Source organism: Mycoplana sp. MJR14, assembly GCF_029210525.1.
GTDB lineage: Bacteria > Pseudomonadota > Alphaproteobacteria > Rhizobiales > Rhizobiaceae > Mycoplana.
Genome location: NZ_JARGEO010000006.1, coordinates 132,379 through 154,534 on the forward strand (window position 1 = coordinate 132,379; position 22,156 = coordinate 154,534).

Annotated in this window: 20 protein-coding genes; 11 read left to right on the plus strand and 9 right to left on the minus strand. The window is 66.4% G+C overall.

Going from position 1 to position 22,156, the window contains the following annotated elements; translation table 11 throughout:
* The first annotated feature begins 49 nt into the window (after nucleotides 1-49).
* The 3 genes from P0086_RS15870 (at nucleotide 50) to glcF (ending at nucleotide 4,090) form a co-directional block, all read left to right on the plus strand.
* Entirely contained in the window at nucleotides 50-1,486 is a 1,437-nt protein-coding gene (locus tag P0086_RS15870; RefSeq protein ID WP_148652745.1) for an FAD-linked oxidase C-terminal domain-containing protein, read from the plus strand.
* The gene (locus P0086_RS15875; protein ID WP_275787258.1) at nucleotides 1,483-2,673 is read left to right on the plus strand and encodes an FAD-binding protein; all 1,191 of its coding nucleotides are present in this window, start codon (nucleotides 1,483-1,485) and stop codon (nucleotides 2,671-2,673) included. Before P0086_RS15870 ends, P0086_RS15875 begins: the two co-directional genes overlap by 4 nt.
* A gap of 118 nt (nucleotides 2,674-2,791) precedes the next feature.
* Nucleotides 2,792-4,090 carry a glycolate oxidase subunit GlcF gene (glcF, locus tag P0086_RS15880; RefSeq protein ID WP_275787260.1) on the plus strand — a complete coding sequence of 433 codons (1,299 nt, stop codon included), beginning with the start codon at nucleotides 2,792-2,794 and terminating at the stop codon, nucleotides 4,088-4,090.
* Nucleotides 4,091-4,140: 50 nt separating this feature from the next.
* Here the strand turns inward: glcF and P0086_RS15885 are convergent, their stop codons facing one another.
* Nucleotides 4,141-4,770, minus strand: a complete 630-nt coding sequence (locus tag P0086_RS15885) for a MarC family protein (RefSeq protein ID WP_112599936.1) — start codon at nucleotides 4,768-4,770, stop codon at nucleotides 4,141-4,143.
* A gap of 239 nt (nucleotides 4,771-5,009) precedes the next feature.
* On the opposite strand from P0086_RS15885, the gene gyrA reads away from it, so the two are divergent.
* Entirely contained in the window at nucleotides 5,010-7,814 is a 2,805-nt protein-coding gene (gene gyrA / locus P0086_RS15890) for a DNA gyrase subunit A (RefSeq protein WP_275787262.1), read from the plus strand.
* A gap of 179 nt (nucleotides 7,815-7,993) precedes the next feature.
* Here gyrA and P0086_RS15895 read toward each other — a convergent pair whose 3' ends face one another.
* Nucleotides 7,994-8,134, minus strand: a complete 141-nt coding sequence (locus tag P0086_RS15895) for a hypothetical protein (protein ID WP_275787264.1) — start codon at nucleotides 8,132-8,134, stop codon at nucleotides 7,994-7,996.
* Nucleotides 8,134-8,262, minus strand: coding sequence for a hypothetical protein (locus P0086_RS15900; RefSeq protein ID WP_275787265.1), 129 nt, complete (start codon nucleotides 8,260-8,262; stop codon nucleotides 8,134-8,136). Before P0086_RS15900 ends, P0086_RS15895 begins: the two co-directional genes overlap by 1 nt.
* 226 nt (nucleotides 8,263-8,488) lie before the next feature.
* Here P0086_RS15900 and coaD point away from each other — a divergent pair, with 226 nt between their 5' ends.
* The 5 genes from coaD (at nucleotide 8,489) to tgt (ending at nucleotide 12,444) form a co-directional block, all read left to right on the plus strand.
* Complete coding sequence (gene coaD, locus P0086_RS15905) at nucleotides 8,489-8,983, plus strand: pantetheine-phosphate adenylyltransferase (RefSeq protein ID WP_112612392.1); 495 nt, start codon at nucleotides 8,489-8,491, stop codon at nucleotides 8,981-8,983.
* A 24-nt stretch (nucleotides 8,984-9,007) separates the two neighbouring features.
* Nucleotides 9,008-9,577 (plus strand): peptidylprolyl isomerase, encoded by a 570-nt coding sequence (locus tag P0086_RS15910; protein ID WP_275787267.1) that lies wholly within the window; start codon nucleotides 9,008-9,010, stop codon nucleotides 9,575-9,577.
* A 24-nt stretch (nucleotides 9,578-9,601) separates the two neighbouring features.
* Nucleotides 9,602-10,111 carry a peptidylprolyl isomerase gene (locus P0086_RS15915; protein ID WP_112599932.1) on the plus strand — a complete coding sequence of 170 codons (510 nt, stop codon included), beginning with the start codon at nucleotides 9,602-9,604 and terminating at the stop codon, nucleotides 10,109-10,111.
* A 111-nt stretch (nucleotides 10,112-10,222) separates the two neighbouring features.
* Nucleotides 10,223-11,308, plus strand: coding sequence for a tRNA preQ1(34) S-adenosylmethionine ribosyltransferase-isomerase QueA (queA, locus tag P0086_RS15920; RefSeq protein ID WP_275787270.1), 1,086 nt, complete (start codon nucleotides 10,223-10,225; stop codon nucleotides 11,306-11,308).
* A complete protein-coding gene (gene tgt / locus P0086_RS15925) occupies nucleotides 11,305-12,444 on the plus strand; it encodes a tRNA guanosine(34) transglycosylase Tgt (protein WP_275787271.1) in 1,140 nt (379 codons plus the stop codon). Before queA ends, tgt begins: the two co-directional genes overlap by 4 nt.
* 81 nt (nucleotides 12,445-12,525) lie before the next feature.
* Here the strand turns inward: tgt and P0086_RS15930 are convergent, their stop codons facing one another.
* From P0086_RS15930 to P0086_RS15940, 3 genes are all read right to left on the minus strand, one after another.
* On the minus strand, nucleotides 12,526-12,951 hold the full coding sequence (locus P0086_RS15930) for a DUF4864 domain-containing protein (protein ID WP_275787274.1): 426 nt from the start codon (nucleotides 12,949-12,951) through the stop codon (nucleotides 12,526-12,528).
* Between the two features lie 249 nt (nucleotides 12,952-13,200).
* On the minus strand, nucleotides 13,201-15,153 hold the full coding sequence (locus P0086_RS15935; protein ID WP_148178925.1) for an elongation factor G: 1,953 nt from the start codon (nucleotides 15,151-15,153) through the stop codon (nucleotides 13,201-13,203).
* Nucleotides 15,154-15,306: 153 nt separating this feature from the next.
* Nucleotides 15,307-16,491, minus strand: coding sequence for a low temperature requirement protein A (locus P0086_RS15940; protein WP_275787276.1), 1,185 nt, complete (start codon nucleotides 16,489-16,491; stop codon nucleotides 15,307-15,309).
* A 313-nt stretch (nucleotides 16,492-16,804) separates the two neighbouring features.
* On the opposite strand from P0086_RS15940, the gene P0086_RS15945 reads away from it, so the two are divergent.
* A complete protein-coding gene (locus P0086_RS15945; protein WP_148192352.1) occupies nucleotides 16,805-17,749 on the plus strand; it encodes a phosphoribosylaminoimidazolesuccinocarboxamide synthase in 945 nt (314 codons plus the stop codon).
* A gap of 176 nt (nucleotides 17,750-17,925) precedes the next feature.
* Here the strand turns inward: P0086_RS15945 and P0086_RS15950 are convergent, their stop codons facing one another.
* From P0086_RS15950 to metG, 3 genes are read right to left on the minus strand one after another with little or no spacing between them, the layout of a single operon-like run.
* The gene (locus P0086_RS15950) at nucleotides 17,926-18,759 is read right to left on the minus strand and encodes an MBL fold metallo-hydrolase (RefSeq protein ID WP_275787279.1); all 834 of its coding nucleotides are present in this window, start codon (nucleotides 18,757-18,759) and stop codon (nucleotides 17,926-17,928) included.
* Between the two features lies 1 nt (nucleotide 18,760).
* Nucleotides 18,761-19,540 carry a TatD family hydrolase gene (locus P0086_RS15955; RefSeq protein ID WP_275787282.1) on the minus strand — a complete coding sequence of 260 codons (780 nt, stop codon included), beginning with the start codon at nucleotides 19,538-19,540 and terminating at the stop codon, nucleotides 18,761-18,763.
* Between the two features lie 18 nt (nucleotides 19,541-19,558).
* Nucleotides 19,559-21,109, minus strand: a complete 1,551-nt coding sequence (metG, locus tag P0086_RS15960; RefSeq protein WP_275787285.1) for a methionine--tRNA ligase — start codon at nucleotides 21,107-21,109, stop codon at nucleotides 19,559-19,561.
* Nucleotides 21,110-21,334: 225 nt separating this feature from the next.
* Here metG and P0086_RS15965 point away from each other — a divergent pair, with 225 nt between their 5' ends.
* Nucleotides 21,335-22,135: a sulfite exporter TauE/SafE family protein gene (locus P0086_RS15965; protein ID WP_275787288.1), complete on the plus strand. Its 801-nt coding sequence runs from the start codon at nucleotides 21,335-21,337 to the stop codon at nucleotides 22,133-22,135.
* Nucleotides 22,136-22,156: the final 21 nt, after the last annotated feature.

Consider the following 22,156-nt stretch of genomic DNA (forward strand, 5'->3'; position numbering starts at 1 on the left):
GCAAAGTGGTAAACAAAAAAGACCATTTCATGAAAGGGGAGAATTCGGGATGGAGCAGATCGGCTTTCTGCCGCCGCGGGCCGCGGTTCTGTCGCGGCGGCGCGAGATCGTCGCCGACCTGATGGATCTTCTTCCCGAGGGCTGCCTGGTTCACGAACCGCGCGAGCTCGTCCCCTTCGAGACCGACGCCTTCGTCTCCTATCGCCGCGTGCCGCTCGCCGTCGCCCTGCCGGAGACGACGGCCCAGGTGGCGGCCGTGATGAAATACTGCCACCGCTACGGCATCCCGGTCGTGCCGCGCGGCGCCGGCACCTCGCTCTCCGGCGGCGCCATCCCGCAGGAGGACGCCGTCGTTCTCGGCCTCTCCAAGATGTCGCGCATCCTCGAGGTCGACTACGCCAACCGCACCGCCACGGTGCAGGCCGGGGTCACCAATCTGGCGATCTCCGATGCCGTCTCCGCCGACGGCTATTTCTACGCCCCCGACCCCAGTTCCCAGCTCGCCTGCACCATTGGCGGCAACATCGGCATGAACTCGGGCGGCGCCCACTGTCTGAAATACGGTGTCACGACCAACAACCTCCTGGGCGTGAAGCTCGTGCTGGTCGACGGCACGGTGATCGAGCTCGGCGGCAAGGCGCTGGATGCGCCGGGGCTCGACCTGCTCGGCCTCGTCTGCGGCTCGGAAGGCCAGCTCGGCATCGTCACCGAGGCGACGGTGCGCCTGATCGCCAAGCCTGAGGGCGCACGGCCGGTGCTGTTCGGCTTCGACAGCTCCGAGGAGGCCGGCGCCTGCGTCGCCGACATCATCGCAGCCGGCATCATCCCTGTCGCGATCGAGTTCATGGACAAGCCGGCGATCACCATCTGCGAGGCGTTCGCGGGTGCGGGCTACCCGAGCGACGTCGAGGCGCTCCTGATCGTCGAGGTCGAGGGTTCCGAGGCCGAGATGGACGACATGCTGCGCGCGATCATCGAGATCGCCAGGCGCCACGGCGTCAAGGTGGTCAAGGAGAGCCAGTCGGCCACCCAGGCGGCGCTGATCTGGAAGGGCCGCAAGTCCGCCTTCGGCGCCACCGGCCGGATCGCCGACTATATCTGCATGGACGGCACCGTGCCCCTGAGCCAGCTGCCGCATGTGCTTCGCGGCACCGCCGAGATCATCGCGCGCCACGGCCTGCGCGTCGCCAACGTCTTCCATGCCGGCGACGGCAACATGCATCCGCTGATCCTCTTCAACGCCAACGATCCGGACGATGCCGCGCGCGCCGAAGAGGCGGGCAACGAGATCCTCAAGCTCTGCGTCGACGCCGGCGGTTGCCTCACCGGCGAACATGGCGTCGGCATCGAGAAGCGCGACCTGATGCGCCACCAGTATGCCGAGGCCGACCTCGCCCAGCAGATGGCCGTGCGCGCCGCCTTCGATCCGCAGTGGATCCTCAACCCGTCCAAGGTGTTCCCGCTGGAAGGGCGACCGGCCGCATGAGCGTCATCCATGATCCCCTCTCCGAAGAGGCGGCCGCACGGATCATCCTTGCCGCCGCAGTAGCCGGAAGCCCGCTGCAGATCCGCGGCGGCGGCACCCGCACGCTCGTGCCCGCCGGCGGCCGCGACTACCTGTCCTCGGCGAACCTCTCTGGAATCGTGGCCTACAACCCGGCCGAGATGACGATGACCGCCCGCTCCGGCACGCCGCTTGAGGAGATCGCGGCGATCCTTGCGAGACATCGGCAGATGCTGTCCTTCGAACCGCCGGACCTGCGGGCCGTGCTCGGCACCGGCGGCATCCCGACGATCGGCGGCGTCTTTGCCACCAATGCCTCCGGTCCGCGCCGCTTCGTCGCGGGTGCCGCCCGCGACAGCCTGCTCGGCGTGCGTTTCGTCAACGGCGCGGGCGAGATCGTCAAGGCCGGCGGGCGGGTGATGAAGAACGTCACCGGCCTCGACCTGACCAAGCTCCTCGCCGGATCGCGCGGCACGCTCGCCTTCCTGACCGAGGTGACCTTCCGGCTGCTGCCGGTCCCGGAGGATGCGGTCACGATCGTCGTTTCCGGTCTCAATGACGCCGAGGCCGTGGCCGCCATGGCGACGGCGATGTCGATGACGGTGGAAGTCTCGGGGGCCGCCCACCTGCCGGAAAGCGTGCGCGGCCGTTTCCTCGGCGGACGCCTGCCGGACGGATCGGCGACCGTGCTGCGCCTCGAGGGGCTTGCGGCCTCGGTCGCCGTCCGCGCGGAAAAGCTGGGGTCGGCGATGGCGCCCTTCGGCGCGGTGTCCGTGCTCGATGCCGGGGCGACCCAGCAGATTTGGCGCGAGATCCGCGACGTCCATCCTTTCGCCGACGGCACCGCCCGCCCGCTCTGGCGGGTCTCCGTCGCCCCGACCGTCGGCCACCAGCTCGTCGCCGGCCTGCGTCTGGAGACGGGCGTCGATGCCTATTACGACTGGCAGGGCGGCCTCGTCTGGCTGCGGATGGAGGCCGATCCCGAGGCCGAGCTCGTCCGGCGCTACATCAAGGCGCTGGGGGGAGGGCACGCGACGCTGATGCGCGCCTCGGCAGCGGCCCTGGCTTCCACGCCGATCCTGCAGCCGCAGGCCGAGGCGATCGAGGCGCTGAGCCTGCGGATCAAGGAGAAGTTCGATCCGGCCGGGCTATTCCCGGCAGGATGGTGAGGGCGATGACGATGGTCCGTTCGTTTTCTTCTTCGGTCGTGAGCCATGACCTCTCGCCAGGCGCCAGGCCGTGCCCGACCCGTTGCCGCAGCATGACACAGACAGAGGGTTCGGCCTGATGCAGACCAATTTCACCGCCGAACAGCTCTCCGATCCGCATGTGGCGACGTCGGAGAAGATCCTGCGCAAATGCGTCCACTGCGGTTTCTGCACGGCCACCTGTCCGACCTATGTCACCCTCGGCAACGAGCTCGACAGCCCGCGCGGGCGGATCTACCTGATCAAGGACATGCTGGAGAACGGCCGCCCGGCCGACGAGCAGGTGGTCACTCACATCGACCGCTGCCTCTCATGCCTCGCCTGCACCACCACCTGTCCGTCCGGCGTCGACTACATGCACCTCGTCGACCATGCGCGCATGCACATCGAGAACACCTACCGCCGGCCGTTCCGCGAGCGGCTGTTCCGCAACCTGCTCGCCGCCGTCCTGCCCCATCCCGGCCGTTTCCGGCTGGCGCTGCACGCGGCCGCCCTCGGCCGGCCGTTTTCGGGCCTCCTGAGGCGGATGAGGGGGCTCGAGCCCCTGGGCGCCATGCTGGACCTCGCGCCGCGCCGCGTGCCGAAACCGTCAGCGGCCGCCCGCCCGGCCACGCATCCGGCGGCCGGCACAAGGCGGGGGCGCGTCGCGATCCTGACCGGCTGCGCCCAGCCGGTGCTGAAGCCGGAGATCAACGAGGCGACGATCAGGCTCCTGACCCGCCTCGGCGTCGAGGTGGTGGCGCCGGCCGGCGAGGTCTGCTGCGGCTCGCTGGTCCATCACATGGGTCGCGAGGAGCAGGCGCTGGAGGCCGCCCGCCGCAACGTCGACGTCTGGCTGCGCGAGATCGAGAACGGCGGGCTCGACGCCGTCATCATCACCGCCTCCGGCTGCGGCACGACCATCAAGGACTACGGCTTCATGCTGCGCCTCGATCCGGCCTATGCGGACAAGGCGGCAAGGGTTTCGGCGCTGGCCAAGGATGTCACGGAATATCTCGCGACCCTCGACCTGCCGCAGCAGGAGATGAAGCGGGTCACCGTCACTTATCATTCCGCCTGTTCGATGCAGCACGGCCAGAAGATCACCATGCTGCCGAAGACGCTCCTGAAGACCGCCGGCTTCACCGTCCGCGACCCCGCCGAGGGTCATCTCTGCTGCGGCTCCGCCGGCACCTACAACATCCTGCAGCCGGAGATTTCCGCGAAGCTGAAGGCGCGCAAGGTGAAGAACCTCGAGGCCACGAAGCCCGACGTTATCGCCACCGGCAACATCGGCTGCATCACCCAGATCGCGACGGGAACGGACGTGCCCATCCTGCACACGATCGAGCTTCTCGACTGGGCCTATGGCGGGGACAAGCCGGCGCTGCTCGGGTAACGGCTGCGAGACGCTACGGCGGTCGCAGGCTCCCCTGGAAGGGGCACCTGTCAGATGACGAAGGCCGCGCGGGTGCCGTCGACGACGAACTGCACGGCAAGGGCTGCAAGGATGACGCCCAGCAGCCGGGTCAGGATCGCCCGTCCGGTGACGCCGAGATAGCGGTCGATCCGCTCGGCGATGTAGAGGGTCACGAAGACGGCGGCGACCGAGAGCGCGATCACGGCGATCAGCGCCGTCCGCCCGATCGGCGACGACATCGATCCGGCGAGAAGGATCGTCGCGGAGATCGCGCCGGGACCGGCGATCAGCGGCAGCGCCAGCGGGAAGACGGCGATGTTGCGGATGTGATCCTTGGTGATCGCCACCTCCGAGGTCTTCTCCTTGCGCTCCTGCCGACGCTCGAACACCATTTCGAAGGCGATGAAGAACAGGAGCAGGCCGCCGGCGATGCGGAAGGCGGCGATCGAAATCCCGAGCAGGCCGAGCACGCCGGCGCCGAACAGCGCGAAGGTCGCAAGGATGGCGAAGGCGATGATGGAGCCGCGCAGGGCGACCTGCGTCCGCTCGGAGCGGTTCATGCCGACCGTCAGGCCGAGAAAGATCGGCGCGAGTCCCGGCGGATCGAGCGTCACCAGCAGCGTCGCCACCGCGTGGACGACCAGATTCCAATCGTACATCCGGCCATCCCCCGTGCCGTTTGACTGCGTTCTTGCGACGCGTTTTCGCGCCATTGTTAGGGGATTGCCGTGGGGAAGGGAAGGGCGGGTGGCAGACGCAGTCCACAGGCGCCATCAAATTGCGGCAATTGGCGGATTTCTGGCAAAAGGCTGTTCAAAACCTCCCGCAAAATTGGCGCAGTTCAAGCCGTTAGGCTATAAATTCCGCGACTGATTCCGAACAAAGATCGTGACAGACATTGACAGAGCAAACCACTCCCGGCGGCAAGAACCCTCCCGGCATTGAGCCGATCTCCATCATCGAGGAAATGCAGCGGTCCTATCTCGACTACGCGATGAGCGTGATCGTGAGCCGCGCGCTGCCCGATGTGCGCGACGGCATGAAGCCGGTCCACCGGCGCATCCTCTTCAGCATGGGCGAGATGGGGATCGACTGGAACAAGAAGTACGTCAAGTGCGCGCGCGTGACCGGCGACGTGATGGGTAAGTATCACCCGCACGGCGATGCCGCGATCTATGACGCGCTGGCGCGCCTGGCGCAGGACTGGTCGCTGCGGCTGCCGCTGATCGACGGCCAGGGCAATTTCGGCTCCATCGACGGCGACCCGCCGGCCGCCCAGCGCTACACCGAGTGCCGCCTGCAGAAGGCCGCGCATTCGCTGCTGGACGACCTCGACAAGGAAACGGTCAACTTCCGCGACAACTACGACGGCACCCTGCAGGAGCCGACGGTGCTGCCGGCGAAGTTCCCGAACCTGCTCGTCAACGGTGCGGGCGGCATCGCCGTCGGCATGGCGACGAACATCCCGCCGCACAATCTGTCCGAAGTGATCAACGGCTGTGTCGCGCTGATCGACAATCCGGCGATCGAGCTGCCGGAGCTGATGCAGATCATCCCGGGTCCGGATTTCCCGACCGGCGCCATGATCCTCGGTCGCGCCGGCATCCGCCAGGCCTATGAGACCGGCCGCGGCTCGGTCATCATGCGCGGCGTCGCCCGCGTCGAACCGATGCGCGGCGACCGCGAGCAGATCATCATCACCGAGATCCCCTACCAGGTGAACAAGGCGACGATGATCGAGAAGATGGCCGAGCTGGTGCGCGAGAAGCGCATCGAGGGCATCTCCGACCTGCGCGACGAATCCGACCGCGAGGGCTACCGCGTCGTGATCGAGCTGAAGCGCGACGCCAATGCCGACGTGATCCTGAACCAGCTCTATCGCTACACGCCGCTGCAGACCTCCTTCGGCTGCAACATGGTGGCGCTGAACGGCGGCAAGCCGGAACAGCTGTCGCTGCTCGACATGCTGCGCGCCTTCGTCGCCTTCCGCGAGGAGGTCGTCTCCCGCCGCACCAAGTACCTGCTGCGCAAGGCGCGCGAGCGGGCGCATGTGCTGGTGGGTCTTGCCATCGCGGTTGCCAACATCGACGAGGTGATCGGCCTCATCCGCCGCGCGCCCGACCCGCAGACCGCGCGCGAGCAGCTGATGGAGCGCCGCTGGCCGGCCAAGGACGTCGACGCGCTGATCCGCCTGATCGACGACCCGCGCCACCGCATCAACGAAGACGGGACCTACAACCTCTCCGAAGAGCAGGCGCGCGCCATCCTCGAACTGCGTCTGGCCCGCCTCACCGCGCTCGGCCGCGACGAGATCGACGAGGAACTGAACAAGATCGGCGAGGAGATCCGCGACTATCTCGACATCCTCGGCTCGCGCCTGCGCATCCAGGCGATCGTCAAGGACGAGATGATCGCGATCCGCGACGAGTTCGGCACGCCGCGCCGCACCGAGATCGCCGACTTCGGCCCGGACATGGACGACGAGGACCTGATCGCCCGCGAGGACATGGTCGTCACCGTCTCGCATGCCGGCTACGTCAAGCGAGTGCCGCTTGCGACCTACCGTGCCCAGCGCCGCGGCGGCAAGGGCCGCTCGGGCATGGCGACGCGCGACGAGGATTTCGTCACGCGCCTGTTCGTGGCCAACACGCACACGCCGGTGCTGTTCTTCTCCTCGCGCGGCATCGTCTACAAGGAGAAGGTCTGGCGCCTGCCGATCGGCACGCCGCAGTCGAAGGGCAAGGCGCTGATCAACATGCTGCCGATCGAGCCCGGCGAGCGGATCACCACGATCATGCCGCTGCCCGAGGACGAGAGCACCTGGGAGAACCTCGACGTGATGTTCTCCACCACGCGCGGCACGGTCCGGCGCAACAAGCTTTCGGACTTCGTCCAGGTCAACCGCAACGGCAAGATCGCGATGAAGCTCGAGGACGAGGGCGACGAGATCCTCTCGGTGGAGACCTGCACCGACCAGGACGACGTGCTCCTGACGACGGCGCTGGGCCAGTGCATCCGCTTCCCGGTCGACGACGTCCGCGTCTTTGCCGGCCGCAACTCGGTCGGCGTGCGCGGCATCTCGATGGGGCAGGGCGACCGCATCATCTCGATGACGATCGTCAGCCACGTGGACGCGGAGCCCTGGGAACGCGCGGCCTACCTGAAACGGTCCGCAGCCGAGCGCCGCGCCGCCGGCGGCGAGGTCGAGGAGATCGCGCTGGTGGGCGAGGAGGTCACCGAGGAGGGGCAGCTTTCCGACGAGCGCTACGAGGAACTGAAGGCACGCGAACAGTTCGTGCTGACGGTCTCGGAGAAGGGCTTCGGCAAGCGGTCCTCCTCCTACGACTTCCGCACCTCCGGCCGCGGCGGCAAGGGTATCCGTGCCACCGACACGGCCAAGACCGCCGAGATCGGCGAGCTCGTCGCAGCCTTCCCCGTCGACGACGGCGACCAGCTGATGCTGGTTTCGGACGGCGGGCAGCTGATCCGCGTGCCGGTCAACGGCATCCGCATCGCCAGCCGCGCGACGAAGGGCGTCACCATCTTCTCGACCGCCAAGGACGAGAAGGTCGTCTCCGTCGAGCGCATCAGCGAGCCGGACGGCGAAGACGAGATCGACGGCAACGGCGAGGGCAATGGCGACGAGGGGGCAGAACCCAGTGAGGGGACCGCCCCGCCGGCAGAGGGCGAGGCGACCGAATAGGATCGGTCACCGCCTGCCTTGAAAAGTCTGCGAACAACAGAGAAGGGCCGACGCATCAGCGTCGGCCCTTCTTCATGCAGGTCGCTCGAGGGGAAGGAGCGCCTGCGAGGACGGCGGCAAGGGGATGTGCCGCAGGGACGGATTCCGGTGTTGCCTTCGGTCCGGTCCGGCCCTGCGCGTTACACGTCGAAGCCGCCTGCTTTCCGTCGCATCGCCTTGATCGCGATCCGTTCCTGGCGCAGCGCCTGGATGGTCCGCGAGAAGTCGATGGTGAAGATCGAGCTGATCAGGATGGCGAAGAACATCATCAGGGCCGTCATCACCAGGCCTCCTGCCGGGCGCGCGGGCTGTCCGGCATGGCGCCGTCGCGCGCCTCGCGGCGCGTGGCGCGCATGCTGGCGGTGGTCAGAATGACGAACATCGTCATGCAGAGGACTGCGAGTGCCATGGTGCTTTTCCTTCTCCGGGTCGGAAATGCTTTCCCGTGTTCAACTTGCCGGCAAAACGCGACGGCTTCGAGATTTGTTCCCGCCGACAACGGCGCGTAACCGGGGTTGGTGTCGAGGGGACCACAGATTTGCCGGGGACATGCCGCGGTGACGTCGGTCTCATCCCTGCTTCCGGCTTGCCTAATGCGCGGCCCCGTGACACAACGCGGCAAACGGGAAAACGCCATGGCCGTCGCCTTCTATCCGGGGTCCTTCGACCCGATCACCAACGGGCACCTCGACGTGCTGGTCCAGGCGCTGAACATCGCGCCGAAGGTCATCGTCGCGATCGGCATCCACCCCGGCAAGACCCCGCTGTTTTCCTTCGACGAGCGCGCCGAGCTGATCCGGCAGTCGGTCGGCGAGGCGATGCCTTCGCGCGCCGGCGACGTCACCGTCGTCTCGTTCGACCGGCTGGTGGTCGACGCGGCCCGCACGCATGGGGCGCGCCTTCTGATCCGCGGACTGCGCGACGGCACCGACCTTGACTACGAGATGCAGATGGCGGGCATGAACCAGCAGATGGCGCCCGACGTCCAGACGGTTTTCCTGCCTGCGGGGGTTGCATCGCGACCCATAACCGCCACATTGGTCCGTCAGATCGCGGGGATGGGCGGTGACGTCAGCGCCTTCGTCCCCAGGGCCGTCGATGCGGCGTTGAAGGCCCGCAGACGCGCCTGATCCCTTCAACAAAACGGAGTGACCATGAAACTCTTCAAGTACGCCCTTGCCGGCGCTCTCCTTCTTGCCGGCGCCAGCAGCAGCGCCGGGGCCCAGGCGAAGGAATATCTGACGATCCAGCTCAAGGATGGTCCGGTCGTCATCGAGTTGCGCCCGGATGTCGCGCCGAAGCACGTCGAGCGGATCAAGGCGCTGGCCGAGAAGGGCGAATACGACAACGTCGCCTTCCACCGCGTCATCAATGGTTTCATGGCCCAGACCGGCGACGTCCAGTACGGCGACATGGAAAACGGCTTCAACCCGAGTGCCGCCGGCACCGGCGGCTCCTCCGAGCCGGATCTGCCGGCGGAGTTCTCCGACGTGCCGTTCCAGCGCGGCACGGTCGGCATGGCCAGGGCGCAGAATCCCGATTCCGCCAATTCGCAGTTCTTCATCATGTTTGGGCCGGGCGACTTCCTGAACGGCCAGTACACGGTCGTCGGCCAGGTGGTCGAGGGCATGGAGAACGTCGACAAGATCAAGCGCGGCGACGAGGCCAACAACGGTTCCGTCACCGACCCCGACCGGATGATCAAGGTCACCGTCGGAAAATAAGCCTGAGAAACAAGGAGAAAGACCATGGCCGAGATCAAGGATCCGGAAAACACCATCATCATGGAGACCTCGAAGGGCAAGGTCGTCATCCAGCTCATGCCCGACGTAGCCCCCGGCCACGTCGCCCGCATCAAGGAACTGACGCGCGAGGGCGCCTATGACGGCGTCGTCTTCCACCGCGTCATCGAGGACTTCATGGCCCAGACCGGCGACGTCCAGTACGGCAAGACCGGCGGCAAGGACTTCAATCCCGGCCGCGCCGGCATGGGCGGTTCCGAGAAGCCGGACCTGAAGGCCGAATTCTCCAACGTTAGCCATGTCCGCGGCACCTGCTCGATGGCCCGCAGCCAGATGCCGAACTCGGCCAACTCGCAGTTCTTCATCTGCTTCACCGATGCCCCCTGGCTGAACAAGCAGTATTCGGTCTGGGGCCAGGTCATCGAGGGCATGGACAACATCGACAAGATCAAGCGCGGCGAGCCCGTGAAGGACCCCGACACGATCGTCTCGATGAAGGTCGCAGCCGACGCCTGATCGATCCCGTCTCCGGAAACCCGCTCCGTTGCGTCCAGGCGCCGGGGCAGGTTTCCCTTTTCTGCCGAAATGGTTTATCGGCACGTCCGAACCCCAAGACCGTCCAGTCCGATGCGCATTGACCTGTTCGATTTCGAGCTCCCCGAGGAGCGGATCGCCCTACGCCCGGTGACCCCGCGCGAGGCGGCGAGGCTGCTCGTCGTCCGCCCGGACGAGGACAACCCCTTCGAGGACCGCCATGTGGGCGACCTGCCGGCGTTCCTGCGGCCCGGCGACGCGCTGGTGTTCAACGACACCCGCGTGATCCCGGCGCAGCTCGAAGGCATCCGCCACCGCGAAGGGGCGGGCGGCCAGCAGGTTTCGGCGACGCTGCACATGCGCATCGCCGGCGACCGCTGGAAAGCCTTCGCCAGGCCCGGCAAGCGCATCAAGGTCGGCGACCGCATCGCCTTCGGCCACGGCGGCAACGTCTGCCTGCTCGGCTCGCTCGACGCGACGGTCGAGGAGAAGGGCGAGGGTGGCGAGGTGACGCTGCGCTTCGACCTGTCCGGCCCCTCCCTCGACGAGGCGATCGCCGGCGTCGGCCACATTCCGCTGCCGCCCTATATCGCCTCCAAGCGGGACGACGACGAGGCCGACCGCCGCGACTACCAGACGATCTATGCCCGCGAGGAGGGGGCGGTCGCGGCACCGACGGCCGGACTGCATTTCACGCCCGACCTCTTTGAGAAGATCGACGCGGACGGCATCGAGCGCCACTTCGTCACCCTGCATGTGGGGGCGGGGACCTTCCTGCCGGTCAAGGCGGACGATACCGACGACCACGTCATGCATCAGGAGATCGGCTACGTCTCGAAGCAGACGGCCGATGCGCTGAACGCAGTGCGGGCAAGGGGCGGCCGGATCATCTGCGTCGGCACGACGTCGCTGCGGCTGCTGGAGAGTGCGGCGCAGGACGACGGCACGATCGCGCCGTGGTCGGGCGCCACCGGCATCTTCATCACGCCCGGCTATCGCTTCCGCACCGCCGACGTGCTGATGACCAATTTCCACCTGCCGAAGTCGACGCTGTTCATGCTCGTTTCGGCCTTCGCCGGTCTGAAGACGATGCGGGCAGCCTATGCGCACGCGATCGAGACCGGCTACCGCTTCTATTCCTATGGCGACGCCAGCCTGCTTTTCCGGAAGAGACCATGACCGAACGCTTCGAATTCAAGCTGCTTGCGACCGACGGCAAGGCCCGGCGCGGCGAGGTGTCGATGCCGCGCGGCACGATCCGCACGCCCGCCTTCATGCCGGTCGGCACGGTGGGCACGGTCAAGGCGATGTATCTCGACCAGGTGCGCGACCTCGGCGCCGACATCATTCTCGGCAATACCTATCACCTGATGCTGCGCCCCGGCGCCGAGCGGGTCTCCCGTCTCGGCGGATTGCACGGCCTGATCCGCTGGCCCCATCCGATCCTGACCGATTCCGGCGGTTTCCAGGTGATGTCGCTCTCCGGCCTGCGCAAGCTCGACGAGCAGGGCGTCACCTTCAAGAGCCATGTCGACGGTTCCCTGCACCACATGTCGCCGGAACGCTCGATCGAGATCCAGGGCCTGCTCGACAGCGACATCCAGATGCAGCTCGACGAATGCGTGCGGCTGCCAGCCGAGCCGAAGGAGATCGAGCGGGCGATGGAGATGTCCTATCGCTGGGCCGAGCGCTGCAAGGCGGCCTTCGGCGACCAGCCGGGCAAGGCCATGTTCGGCATCGTCCAGGGCGGCGATATCGCCAGCCTGCGCGAGCGCTCGGCGCAGGCGCTGTCCGGCCTCGACCTGAAGGGCTATGCGATCGGCGGACTGGCCGTCGGCGAGCCGCAGGCCGTCATGCTCGACATGATCGACACGACATGCCCGCATCTGCCGTTCGAGAAGCCGCGCTACCTGATGGGCGTCGGCACGCCGGACGATATCCTGAAATCGGTGGCGCACGGCATCGACATGTTCGACTGCGTCATGCCGACCCGCTCCGGCCGCCACGGGCTGGCCTTCACCCGGAACGGCCGCATCAACATCCGCAACGCCCGCCACGCCGAAGACATGCGGCCGCTGGACGAACAATCGTCCTGCCCGGCATCGCGCGACTACTCGCGCGCCTACCTGCATCACCTCGTGCGGTCCAACGAATCGCTCGGCGGCATGCTCCTGACCTGGGGCAACCTGGCCTACTACCAGGACCTGATGGCGGGCATTCGCGCGGCCATCGAGCAGGGCCGCTATGCCGAGTTCATGGCCGAAACGCAGGAAGGCTGGGCCCGCGGCGAGGCGGAAGCGAAGAAGGGCGCCTAGTGCCAGGCATTGCGGAAGGTCCGGCCTTTTCTGAACGTTATCACATTCTGATAAAGTGAAACATGAAGCACCAAGGCCGGTTCAGATGTCCGATCCGGCAGCGGAGCGCATCATGTGGACGCCGTTGATCTTGTAGCTGCCGTCGGGCTGCCGGACGACCTGGTAGACGGCGGTCCAGTCCTTGCCGTCGGTCCCCCTGACCAGCACCTCCTGCAGGACGGTATCGCCCGAGACCCTGGCGCGGCCGAAGCCGAAATTGCCGGGGCGATAGACCGGCGCATAACCGCGCTTGACCATCTCGAAGAAGGACGTCTCGTCCGGAAACTTCTGCCGGATCGTCGGCGAGGCGAAGGCATAGGCAGCCGCGGCGTCATCGGCCAGGAAGGCTTCGATCTGCGCCGTGATCACGGCCTGAGCGGTCTGGACGGCATCCTCTGCCATCGCCGGCCGGGCCAGTGGCGGCAAGAGAAGCATGCAGAGAAAGACGGCTGCTGTGACGATCCTCATGGCGCGCGATCCCGTCGACCGGATCATGTTAGCGCAGATGCCGGGATTGGAAAGAGGCGGTCATCCGGGCAGCGGAACGATTTGAGGAGAGGCAAGGGGGCAACGACCCTTAGCCGAAAGTATTCAACGCTATGTGACGGAAATTCGATGTGAAAGGTGAGCAATCGGCCGGTCCGGGGGGAACGGCCCATTGCGATCCGCTCCGGCATCGGGACGCACCGCAAGCCTGCCGGCATCGGCCGCGCCGGATCATTGCCCGTGCGCCGCCTGCTGTCCGTGCGCCGTGACAATCGCATCCGCCTCCTTGCCGTAGACTTCCTCGAAATGATCGAAGGCCTTCGAGAAGTAGCCGATGCCCTGCGTGGCCGAGCGCAGCGAGCGGGCGAGGTCCTCCAGCATGCTGGCCGGAACGAGGGCGCGGAAGGTGTCCCAGCCCTTGGCGGCCTCGTCGCGATCGAACCCCAGCACCTGGCCCTTCAGCGCCGAGACGATCTGGACCAGCCCGCCGGTATAGACGGAGGGAATGTGGATCTCGACGCGGGCGATCGGCTGCATCAGGACCGGTGCCGCCTGCGCCATGGCCTGCCTCGCCCCCATCTTGGCGGCGGTCCGGAAGGCGTACTCCGAGCTGTCGACGGTATGGTGCTGGCCATCCGTGAGCGTCACGCCGACGTCGATGACGCCGAAGCCGAGCGGGCCCTTGTCCATCGCCTCGCGGGCGCCGGCCTCGACCGCCGGGATGAAGTTCCGCGGCACCGCGCCGCCCTTGACGACCTCGGCAAAGGAGAAGCCGTCGCCGCGGCCGTTCGGATGGACGCTGAGCTTGACGTCGGCGAACTGGCCGGCGCCGCCCGTCTGCTTGCGGTGGCGATAGTGGACCTCGGAGGGCCGCGACACGGTCTCCCTATAGACCGGGCTCGGCGGCTGGTCCTCCACAACGATATGGAAGACGTCGGCGAGCGTCCTTGTCACCTCGCGCAGGTGCAGCGGGCCCTGGATGCTGATGAGGTAGGCGCCGGTGCCTTCCTCCTGCGACAGGCGCAGCCCGCGGTCGGTCTCGGCGATCTTGGCCAGCGCCGAAGAGAGCTTGGTCTCGTCGCGCTCGTTGCTTGGGATGAGGATCCGCTCGAGCATGGGCGAAGGCGGTGCCGTCCAGTCCGGTGGCGGGAAGGCCGTGCCGACCGCAAGCAGGGCAGGGACCGGCAGGCGGTCCGACTTGACCGAGGCAAAGACCTCGCCCGACGCGAGCGGGCCGTTGGCGATCGGGCGGGACGAAATCGGATCCTGCAGCGTGCCGAGCCCGCCTTCGCCGAGGGCCGCGGCCTGCTTGATCTCACCGAGCGCGCGCCCCAGCACCGTCTTGCCGATATTCGCGCGGTGGAAGGCGTGGAAGCTCACGGCGGCAATGTCGGCTCCGGCTGCTGCTGCCAGCCGGTCGCGCAGGGCATCGACCGGCGGCGCCTCGTGGCGGAGCGCCTTCATCAGCCGCTGCATGCCGTTGCCGTGACCGGCCGAGCCGATGAAGACGGGGGTGATGCGGTTTTCCTTCAGGATCCGCGTGGCGATGGAATAGAGAGCAGCGCCGTCCGGCTCGCGATCCTCTATCAGTTCCTCCAGCAGCCAGTCGTCGAACTCCGAAAGATGCTCGAGCAGCTCGGTGCGCGCCTCCTGTTCGCGCTCGGCGACGTCCTGAGGCAGGGCGACGAGATTGGAGGGCTGGCCCTCGCGGTAGCGCCAGGCGCGTTCGGAGATCAGGTCGACGCTGCCGACGATCGCTTCGCCCTCGCGGATGGGGACCTGCCGCAGCACGAGCGTGTGGCGGGCATAGTCCTGGAGTGCTGCGATCACGTCGCGGATGCGCCCGCGCGGTTCGTCGATCCGGTTGACGAAGATGATGCAGGGGGTCCCCGACGCCTCGATCACACGCAGGTAGGGGGCAGCCAGCACCGCTTCTTCCGGCGCCGGCGAAACGCACAGGATGCAGGCGTCGCTGGTCAGAAGCGCGTTCTGCGCATGGGCGATGGCCTCGACCGAGCCGGGCGTGTCGAGCGCGCACCAGGATTCGCCGCCGTAGTCGAAGGTGCAGAGGTTCAGTCCGGATGGCGAGGCGCTCTTCTTCGCGCCGCCCGCGAGCGCGCCCAGTTTCTCCACAAGCGTCGATTTGCCCGTCTGCGACGGGCCGACCACGGCAAAGCAGCGCATCGGCATTCCTCCCTCTGCCAGCATCGCAACTCTCTCCGTCGAGCAGGATGACGCGAAGCGGGCGGAAGCGCCAGAGAGGAAATCGCATTTTCTTTCAAGGAGCCAACCGGGCTGCGCGCCACGCCTTCCGATCAAGGCGATCGGCGGCCGGCGTCAGGATCGGGAGCGGCGGGGACCGTGCCATTTCACCGCCGCGGCCTCGCCGATGGCGACGCCGAGGAGAATGGCCGCCGCGGTCAGCTGGATGAGAAAATTGGTGGTGTTCGAGACGAACAGGTAGGCAGCGCAGAGCAGGGCGATGCCGGCGACATGCGCGTAGGGGACGATGCGCGACGAGGCGGCCCGCATCCAGCCGAGGCCGGCGAGATAGAGGGCAGGGCCGCCGAGCAGCGCCACGGCACTGCTGCCGGCCCCGCTCTCGTACGGGTGGGAGAGGCTGAAATCCTCGCCGACGGCGGTCAGGATGATGCCGGCAATGATCGGCAGATGGCAGTAGGTGAAGAGATGCTGGGCGGTCTCCTGAGGCCTGCTCGTCCGTTCGGCCTTCTCCGCCGCCTTCTCCTGCCCGTGATGGAAATAAAGCCACCACATCAGGACGGTGGTGACGAAGGCGAGGACGAGAACCGGCATCGTCGCGGCATTCTCGAGATGCGACGAGGCGTTCTTTCCCGTCGTCAGGATGGTCTCGCCGAGCGCGATGATGACGAACAGCGCGCATCGTTCGGCCAGGTGTTCGCCATCGACATCGAGGGTCTCGGGCGGTGAAGCGCCGATCGACGGCAGCCAGTAGCGCAGGACGGGACCGGTATACTCGACCGCGAGCGCGGCCACCCAGAAGAGGATGCGCAGATGCGGCTCCGACTGGCCGCCTGCAATCCACAGCGAACCGGAGACCACCAGCCAGCCCGTGATCCGCAGGAACGTCATGAACGCCGCGCGATCGCCGCTGCGGAACGCGTAGAGCGCAAAGAGCGACCGGGAGAGCTGCATCGCGCAATAGGCGAGCGCGAAGACGAGCCCCATGTCCGAAAACGCCTTAGGCAGCGCGATCGCAAGGATGATCCCGAGGAACATCAGCGCGAACAGGAACAGCCGGACCGGCACGATCTCGGAATCGAGCAGGTTGGTGACCCACGTCGTATGGATCCACACCCACCAGAGCGCGAAGATGAAAAGGAGGGTCTCGCTCGCGATGCCGAAGGTGAAGTCCTTCGCAAGCGTCTCCGACAGCTGGATCAGCGCGAAGACGAAGACGAGATCGAAAAAGAGTTCGGGAAAGCTCGCTCGGGAAGCCTCCGAATCGTCCTTCCGCAGCCAATACCGCCCGTCGCCCGCCATGATGCCTCCCGCTCGCTGCGACATGCTATCCTGTCGAGTGCCCGGAACGGAAGGCCGAGCGATGTCCAGGGCCGACGCATCAGCGAGGCAAGGCAGGGAGCAAACCCGGGGAGAGTGACATTCCAACTTTGCACGATCAGGACATTCCAACTTTGCGGCTACACCTAAACATCGCATAAGATAGATTATGGAACTATTGGATGTGGATTTTCGCTATCGGCGGCCGGCGCGCCCCCTTTGCCTTGACCTTCCGGTCCGCGCCTGCTTTAGCCCTGTCATCACTCCTGCATGCGAGGCCCGGCCGATGAGCGAACTGCGCGTACTTTCAGATGCCTTCATTCCCGAACTGCCGGGCCGCTACAAGGGCAAGGTTCGCGAGAACTACGATCTTGCCGACGGCAGCCGCATCATCATCGCCACCGATCGCCTCAGCGCCTTCGACATCATCCTGACGTCGATCCCGTTCAAGGGCCAGGTCCTGACGCAGACGGCGCGCTACTGGTTCGAGGAAACCGCCGACATCTGCCCGAACCATGTGCTGGCCTATCCGGATCCGAACGTCGTCGTCGGCACGCGGCTCGACATCCTGCCGGTCGAGGTCGTCGTCCGCGGCTATCTGGCCGGCACCACCAGCACCTCGGTCCTGACCAAGTACAGAAACGGCGAACGCGAGATGTACGGCATCCGCCTGCCGGACGGCCTGCGCGACAACGAGAAGCTGCCGCAGCCGATCATCACGCCGACCAGCAAGGCCTTCGACGGCGGCCATGACGAGCCGCTCTCCGGCGACGAGATCCTGGCCAAGGGACTGCTTTCGGCCGAGCAATGGGAGACGGTCTCGGCCTATGCGCTGTCGCTCTTCGCCCGCGGCCAGGCGCGCGCCGCCGAGCGCGGCCTGATCCTCGTCGACACCAAGTACGAGTTCGGCACCGACAAGGACGGCAGGATCGTGCTTGCCGACGAGATCCACACGCCGGACAGCAGCCGCTACTGGATCGCCGACAGCTATGAGGCGGCGTTTGCCGCCGGCACGCGGCCGCAGAGCTTCGACAAGGATTTCGTCCGCGCCTGGGTCACCGAGCGCTGCGATCCCTACAAGGATCCGATCCCAGCGATCCCGGCCGAGCTCATCGAGCAGACCTCCAGGGTCTATATCCAGGCCTACGAGACGATCACCGGCCAGACCTTCGTGCCGGACCTCTCGGGCACTACGGTGCTGGAGCGGATCCGCAAGAACCTCACGCCGTACTTCGAATAACCTATTGCATATCAATGATATGCGCAACTCTGTGGAAGTCGCGCCTGAACGGCGACCATGGCCACGGATCGTTATATGCAATATTTGATATGCATAATATTGAATGACCAGCCGCCGACTTTGGGCCCGCGCAGGCAGCCGGCGCAAGCAACCGGCGGCCGCCCATTCGGGGTGGCCTAAGCCGGCGCCCTCACCTCGCCGGTGACGTCGAGTTCGATCACCATCTGGTCATAAGCCGGCTCCACATTTTCCGGCGTCTCCCGCATCACCACCGCGTAGTCGAGCGGCACGTGCATGTGTGTCAGCGCGGCGCGCTGCGGCTTCAGCCGCTCGATCCAGTCGAGCGCTTGGCCGAGCGACAGGTGGCTGACATGCGGGCGATACTGCAGCGCGTCGATCACCAGGAAATCGAGCCCCGCAAGGCGGGCCACGGTCTCTTCGGGAAAATCGCTGACGTCGGTGCAATAGGCGAAGCCGCCGATCCTGAAACCGAGCGAATGGATCGCTCCGTGCACCTGCATCAGCGGCTGGAAGCTGATGTCGCCCCCTGCTCCGCCGATCACCACCGGCCGGTCGGCCGGCTCGATCAGGTTGGCGCGGACGATCGGCGGATAGAAGCCGCCCTCCGGCGTCTCGAGGCAATAGGAAAAGCCCTCGCGGATGCGCGCCATCGTCGGCGGGTCCGCCCAGATCGGCACCTGTCCGCCACGGATGACGAAGCCGCGGATGTCGTCGATGCCGTGGATGTGGTCGGCATGGGGATGGGTGTAGAGCACCGCATCGATATGGGAGACCTTCGCCGCGATCATCTGCTCACGGAAATCCGGGCCGGTGTCGACGACGACGGTCGTCGTCCCCTCGGGCCCGATCTGCTCGACGAGAAGGGCGGCACGCGTGCGTCGGTTCTTCGGGTTTTCCGGGTCGCATGCACCCCAGTCCCCGGTGATCCGCGGCGTTCCCGGCGAGGAACCGCAGCCGAGGATGGTGAAGCGCCGCCGGAAGCTCGCCATTTCAGAGCCTCGGCATCTTGGAGAAGATGCGCAATGCATTCTGGGTGGTGATGGCGGCGATCTCGGCCTCGCTCATTCCCAGCGTCTCGGCCAGCACCGCGGCCGTGTGGGCGACATAGGCCGGCTCGTTGCGCTTTCCCCGGAACGGCTTCGGCGCGAGATACGGTGCGTCGGTTTCGACCAGCATGCGCTCGGTCGGCACCGTCCTTGCGATCTGGCGCAGGTCCTCCGACTTCGGGAAGGTCAGGATGCCCGAGAACGACACGTAGCCGCCGAGCTCCACGCCGATGCGGGCAAGTTCGGCGCCTGAGGAAAAGCAGTGGAGCAGGAAGGGGAAGGCCCCCTTCCCCGTCTCCTCGGACAGGATCGCCGCCATGTCCTCGTCGGCCGAGCGGCTGTGGATGACGAGCGGCAGGCCGGTGATGCGGGCTGCGGCGATGTGGTTGCGCAGGCCCTGTGCCTGCGCCTCGTGCGGGGCGTTGTCGTAGAAATAGTCGAGCCCCGCCTCGCCGATCGCGACCACCCGCGGATGCCCGGACAGGCGAACCAGGTCGTCGACCGTGACGTCGAGTTCCTCGTCGGCATTGTGCGGATGGGTGCCGACCGAGCAGAACACGCTCGGGTATTTCTCCGCAATCGCAAGGATTTGCGGAAATTTCTTCACCCGTGTCGAGATCGTCACCATCTGGGCGACGCCAGCCGCATGCGCACGCGCCACGATCGCATCGCGCTCCGCCTCGAAATCGGGGAAATCCAGATGGCAATGCGTATCGATCAGCATGTCGGCATCCAGTTTCTGTCAGGCTTCCGGCGCGACGTAGCGCGGGAACACCGGTGTCGGCGGCTCGAGCGGGGTGCCGCTTTTGAGCCGGCCGGCCTCGCCGAGGGCTGCGAAATTGCGCCCGTCCTGCGGTGCGGCGACGAGATCGAGCAGCTTGGCGGCGGACGCCGGCATGAACGGCTGCAGCAGGATCGCGATCTGGCGGACCACCTCGGCGGTGACGTAGAGCACGGTCCCCATCCGTTCCGGATCGGTCTTCTTCAGCGCCCAGGGCGCCTCGCCAGCGAAATAGCGATCGGCCTCCGAGACGACGGCGATGATCGCCGACAGCGCCCGGTGGATCATCAGCTTGCCCATCTCCTCGCGGGTGATCGCGTGCAGCGCGTCTGCGGAGGCGAGCATCGTCCGGTCAGCCTCCGTCAGGGGCCCGCAGGCGGGGATCTTGCCGTCGCAGTTCTTGACGATCATCGACAGCGAGCGGCTGGCGAGGTTGCCGATGCCGTTGGCGAGGTCGGAATTGATGCGGGTGGCGATCCCCTCCTCGCTGTAGCTGCCGTCCTGGCCGAAGGAGACCTCGCGCAGCAGGAAGTAGCGGATCTGGTCGAGGCCGAAATGCTCGACGAGATTGGTCGGGTCGACGACGTTGCCAAGCGACTTCGACATCTTCTCGCCCTTGTTGAGCAGGAAGCCGTGCGCGAAGACGCGCCTGGGCAGCGGCAGCCCGGCCGACATCAGGAAGGCCGGCCAGTAGACGGCGTGAAAGCGGATGATGTCCTTGCCGATCATGTGGATGTCGGCAGGCCAGTACTTCGCGCGCGGCCCCTCAGGGTCCGTCAGGTAGCCGGTCGCAGTGATGTAGTTGGTCAGCGCATCGACCCAGACATACATGACGTGCGCCGGATCGTTCGGCACCTTGATGCCCCAGTCGAACGTGGTGCGCGAGACCGACAGGTCCTTCAGCCCGGACTTGACGAAGGAGACGACCTCGTTGCGACGCTCCGAGGGGCCGACGAAGTCGGGCTGCGCCTCGTAGAGCGCCAGCAGCTTGTCCTGGTAGTTGGACAGGCGGAAGAAGTAGCTCTCCTCCTCCACCCACTCGACCGGCGTGCCCTGCGGCCCGTAGCGCACGCCGTCGTCGCGCAGCTCCGTCTCGTTCTCCTGGTAGTAGGCCTCGTCGCGCACAGAGTACCAGCCGGAATAGCTGTCCTTGTAGATGTCGCCCGCATCAGCCATGCGGTTCCAGATCACCCGGCTGGCCTCGTGGTGCCGCTCTTCGGTGGTGCGGATGAAATCGTCGTTGGAGGCGTTCAACAGCACGGCCATCTTCTGGAATTCCGCCGTGTTGCGGTCGGCGAGCTCTTGGGCGGTGATGCCTTCCCTGCGCGCCGTCTGCTGCATCTTCTGGCCGTGCTCGTCGGTGCCGGTCAGGAAGAACACGTCGCGTCCGTCCAGCCTCTGGTAGCGGGCCACGGCATCGGTCGCGATCAGCTCGTAGGCATGGCCGATATGCGGCTTGCCGTTCGGATAGGAGATTGCCGTGGTGATGTAGAAGGGCGACGTGTCTGTCATGGGCGAGGCCTGGCCTGTCTATTCCTGTGATCGTGGCAGCTATTAGCGCATGCGTCCTTGAAGGGAAACAGCAAGTTTGCGCGTCAGCCCTGCCGCGATCGCAGGCCCGTCCTTGCTTGACAGCTTTTCGACCCGCCAGTAACCATGCCGCCCAACTGACCCGTTTCGTAAGGTTTCGATACCGACGATCAAGGTGTTCGGTACGAAAACCGAAGGAAACGCTGTTTGGACTTCTTCAGCACGTTCAATCCCCTGTACTCCGTCTCGGGCTTTTTCGTCGGCATGCTCGTCGGCGTAACCGGGGTCGGCGGCGGATCGCTGATGACGCCCCTTCTCGTCCTTCTCTTCGGCGTCCATCCGGTCACCGCGGTCGGAACCGACCTTCTCTACGCCGCGGTCACCAAGAGCGCCGGCACGCTGGTCCACGGCCGCAACAAGACGATCGACTGGAAGGTCGTGGCGCGGCTTGCCGCCGGCAGCCTGCCGGCCGCAGCGGTCACGCTGTGGTTCGTCTCCGGCATCGACCGCCACGACATCACCGCGGTCGCGACGATCACCATCGCGCTCGGCTACATGCTGATCCTGACGGCGGTGCTGCTGATCTTCCGCCGCCGCATCATCGAGAAGATCCGCCATCTGATGCGCGACCGCCGGCCCGTGCAGCCCTCGACCGTCGCGACCATGACGATCGTCCTGGGCCTGACCCTTGGCGTCCTCGTGACGCTGACGTCGGTCGGCGCCGGCGCCCTCGGCGTCACCGTGCTGCTGGCGCTCTACCCGAGCCTGCACGTCCGCGAGATCGTCGGCTCCGATATCGTGCATGCGGTCCCCCTCACCCTCGCCGCCGGCATGGGCTACTGGGTCATCGGCGAGGTCGACTGGAGCATGCTCGTGACGCTGCTGGTCGGCTCGATCCCCGGGATCGTGATCGGAAGCCATCTTTCGCCGCGCATGCCCGACCGGCTCGTCAGCGCGATGCTGGCCATCACCCTCGCCCTGGTCGGCACCAAGCTCGTCTTCGCCTGAGGGGGCCGCCGGGAGACCGGC

Excerpts from the sequence above, each read along its gene's own strand:
- P0086_RS15950 (WP_275787279.1), bottom strand. The coding sequence starts at position 18,759 with ATGGCGAGCTTCCGGCGGCGCTTCACCATCCTCGGCTGCGGTTCCTCG.
- queA (WP_275787270.1), top strand. The coding sequence starts at position 10,223 with ATGCGCATTGACCTGTTCGATTTCGAGCTCCCCGAGGAGCGGATCGCC.
- coaD (WP_112612392.1), top strand. The coding sequence starts at position 8,489 with ATGGCCGTCGCCTTCTATCCGGGGTCCTTCGACCCGATCACCAACGGG.
- P0086_RS15955 (WP_275787282.1), bottom strand. The coding sequence starts at position 19,540 with ATGCTGATCGATACGCATTGCCATCTGGATTTCCCCGATTTCGAGGCG.
- tgt (WP_275787271.1), top strand. The coding sequence starts at position 11,305 with ATGACCGAACGCTTCGAATTCAAGCTGCTTGCGACCGACGGCAAGGCC.
- P0086_RS15870 (WP_148652745.1), top strand. The coding sequence starts at position 50 with ATGGAGCAGATCGGCTTTCTGCCGCCGCGGGCCGCGGTTCTGTCGCGG.
- P0086_RS15915 (WP_112599932.1), top strand. The coding sequence starts at position 9,602 with ATGGCCGAGATCAAGGATCCGGAAAACACCATCATCATGGAGACCTCG.
- P0086_RS15930 (WP_275787274.1), bottom strand. The coding sequence starts at position 12,951 with ATGAGGATCGTCACAGCAGCCGTCTTTCTCTGCATGCTTCTCTTGCCG.
- P0086_RS15910 (WP_275787267.1), top strand. The coding sequence starts at position 9,008 with ATGAAACTCTTCAAGTACGCCCTTGCCGGCGCTCTCCTTCTTGCCGGC.
- P0086_RS15940 (WP_275787276.1), bottom strand. The coding sequence starts at position 16,491 with ATGGCGGGCGACGGGCGGTATTGGCTGCGGAAGGACGATTCGGAGGCT.
- P0086_RS15935 (WP_148178925.1), bottom strand. The coding sequence starts at position 15,153 with ATGCGCTGCTTTGCCGTGGTCGGCCCGTCGCAGACGGGCAAATCGACG.
- P0086_RS15895 (WP_275787264.1), bottom strand. The coding sequence starts at position 8,134 with ATGACGGCCCTGATGATGTTCTTCGCCATCCTGATCAGCTCGATCTTC.
- glcF (WP_275787260.1), top strand. The coding sequence starts at position 2,792 with ATGCAGACCAATTTCACCGCCGAACAGCTCTCCGATCCGCATGTGGCG.
- P0086_RS15875 (WP_275787258.1), top strand. The coding sequence starts at position 1,483 with ATGAGCGTCATCCATGATCCCCTCTCCGAAGAGGCGGCCGCACGGATC.
- metG (WP_275787285.1), bottom strand. The coding sequence starts at position 21,109 with ATGACAGACACGTCGCCCTTCTACATCACCACGGCAATCTCCTATCCG.
- P0086_RS15885 (WP_112599936.1), bottom strand. The coding sequence starts at position 4,770 with ATGTACGATTGGAATCTGGTCGTCCACGCGGTGGCGACGCTGCTGGTG.
- P0086_RS15900 (WP_275787265.1), bottom strand. The coding sequence starts at position 8,262 with ATGGCACTCGCAGTCCTCTGCATGACGATGTTCGTCATTCTGACCACC.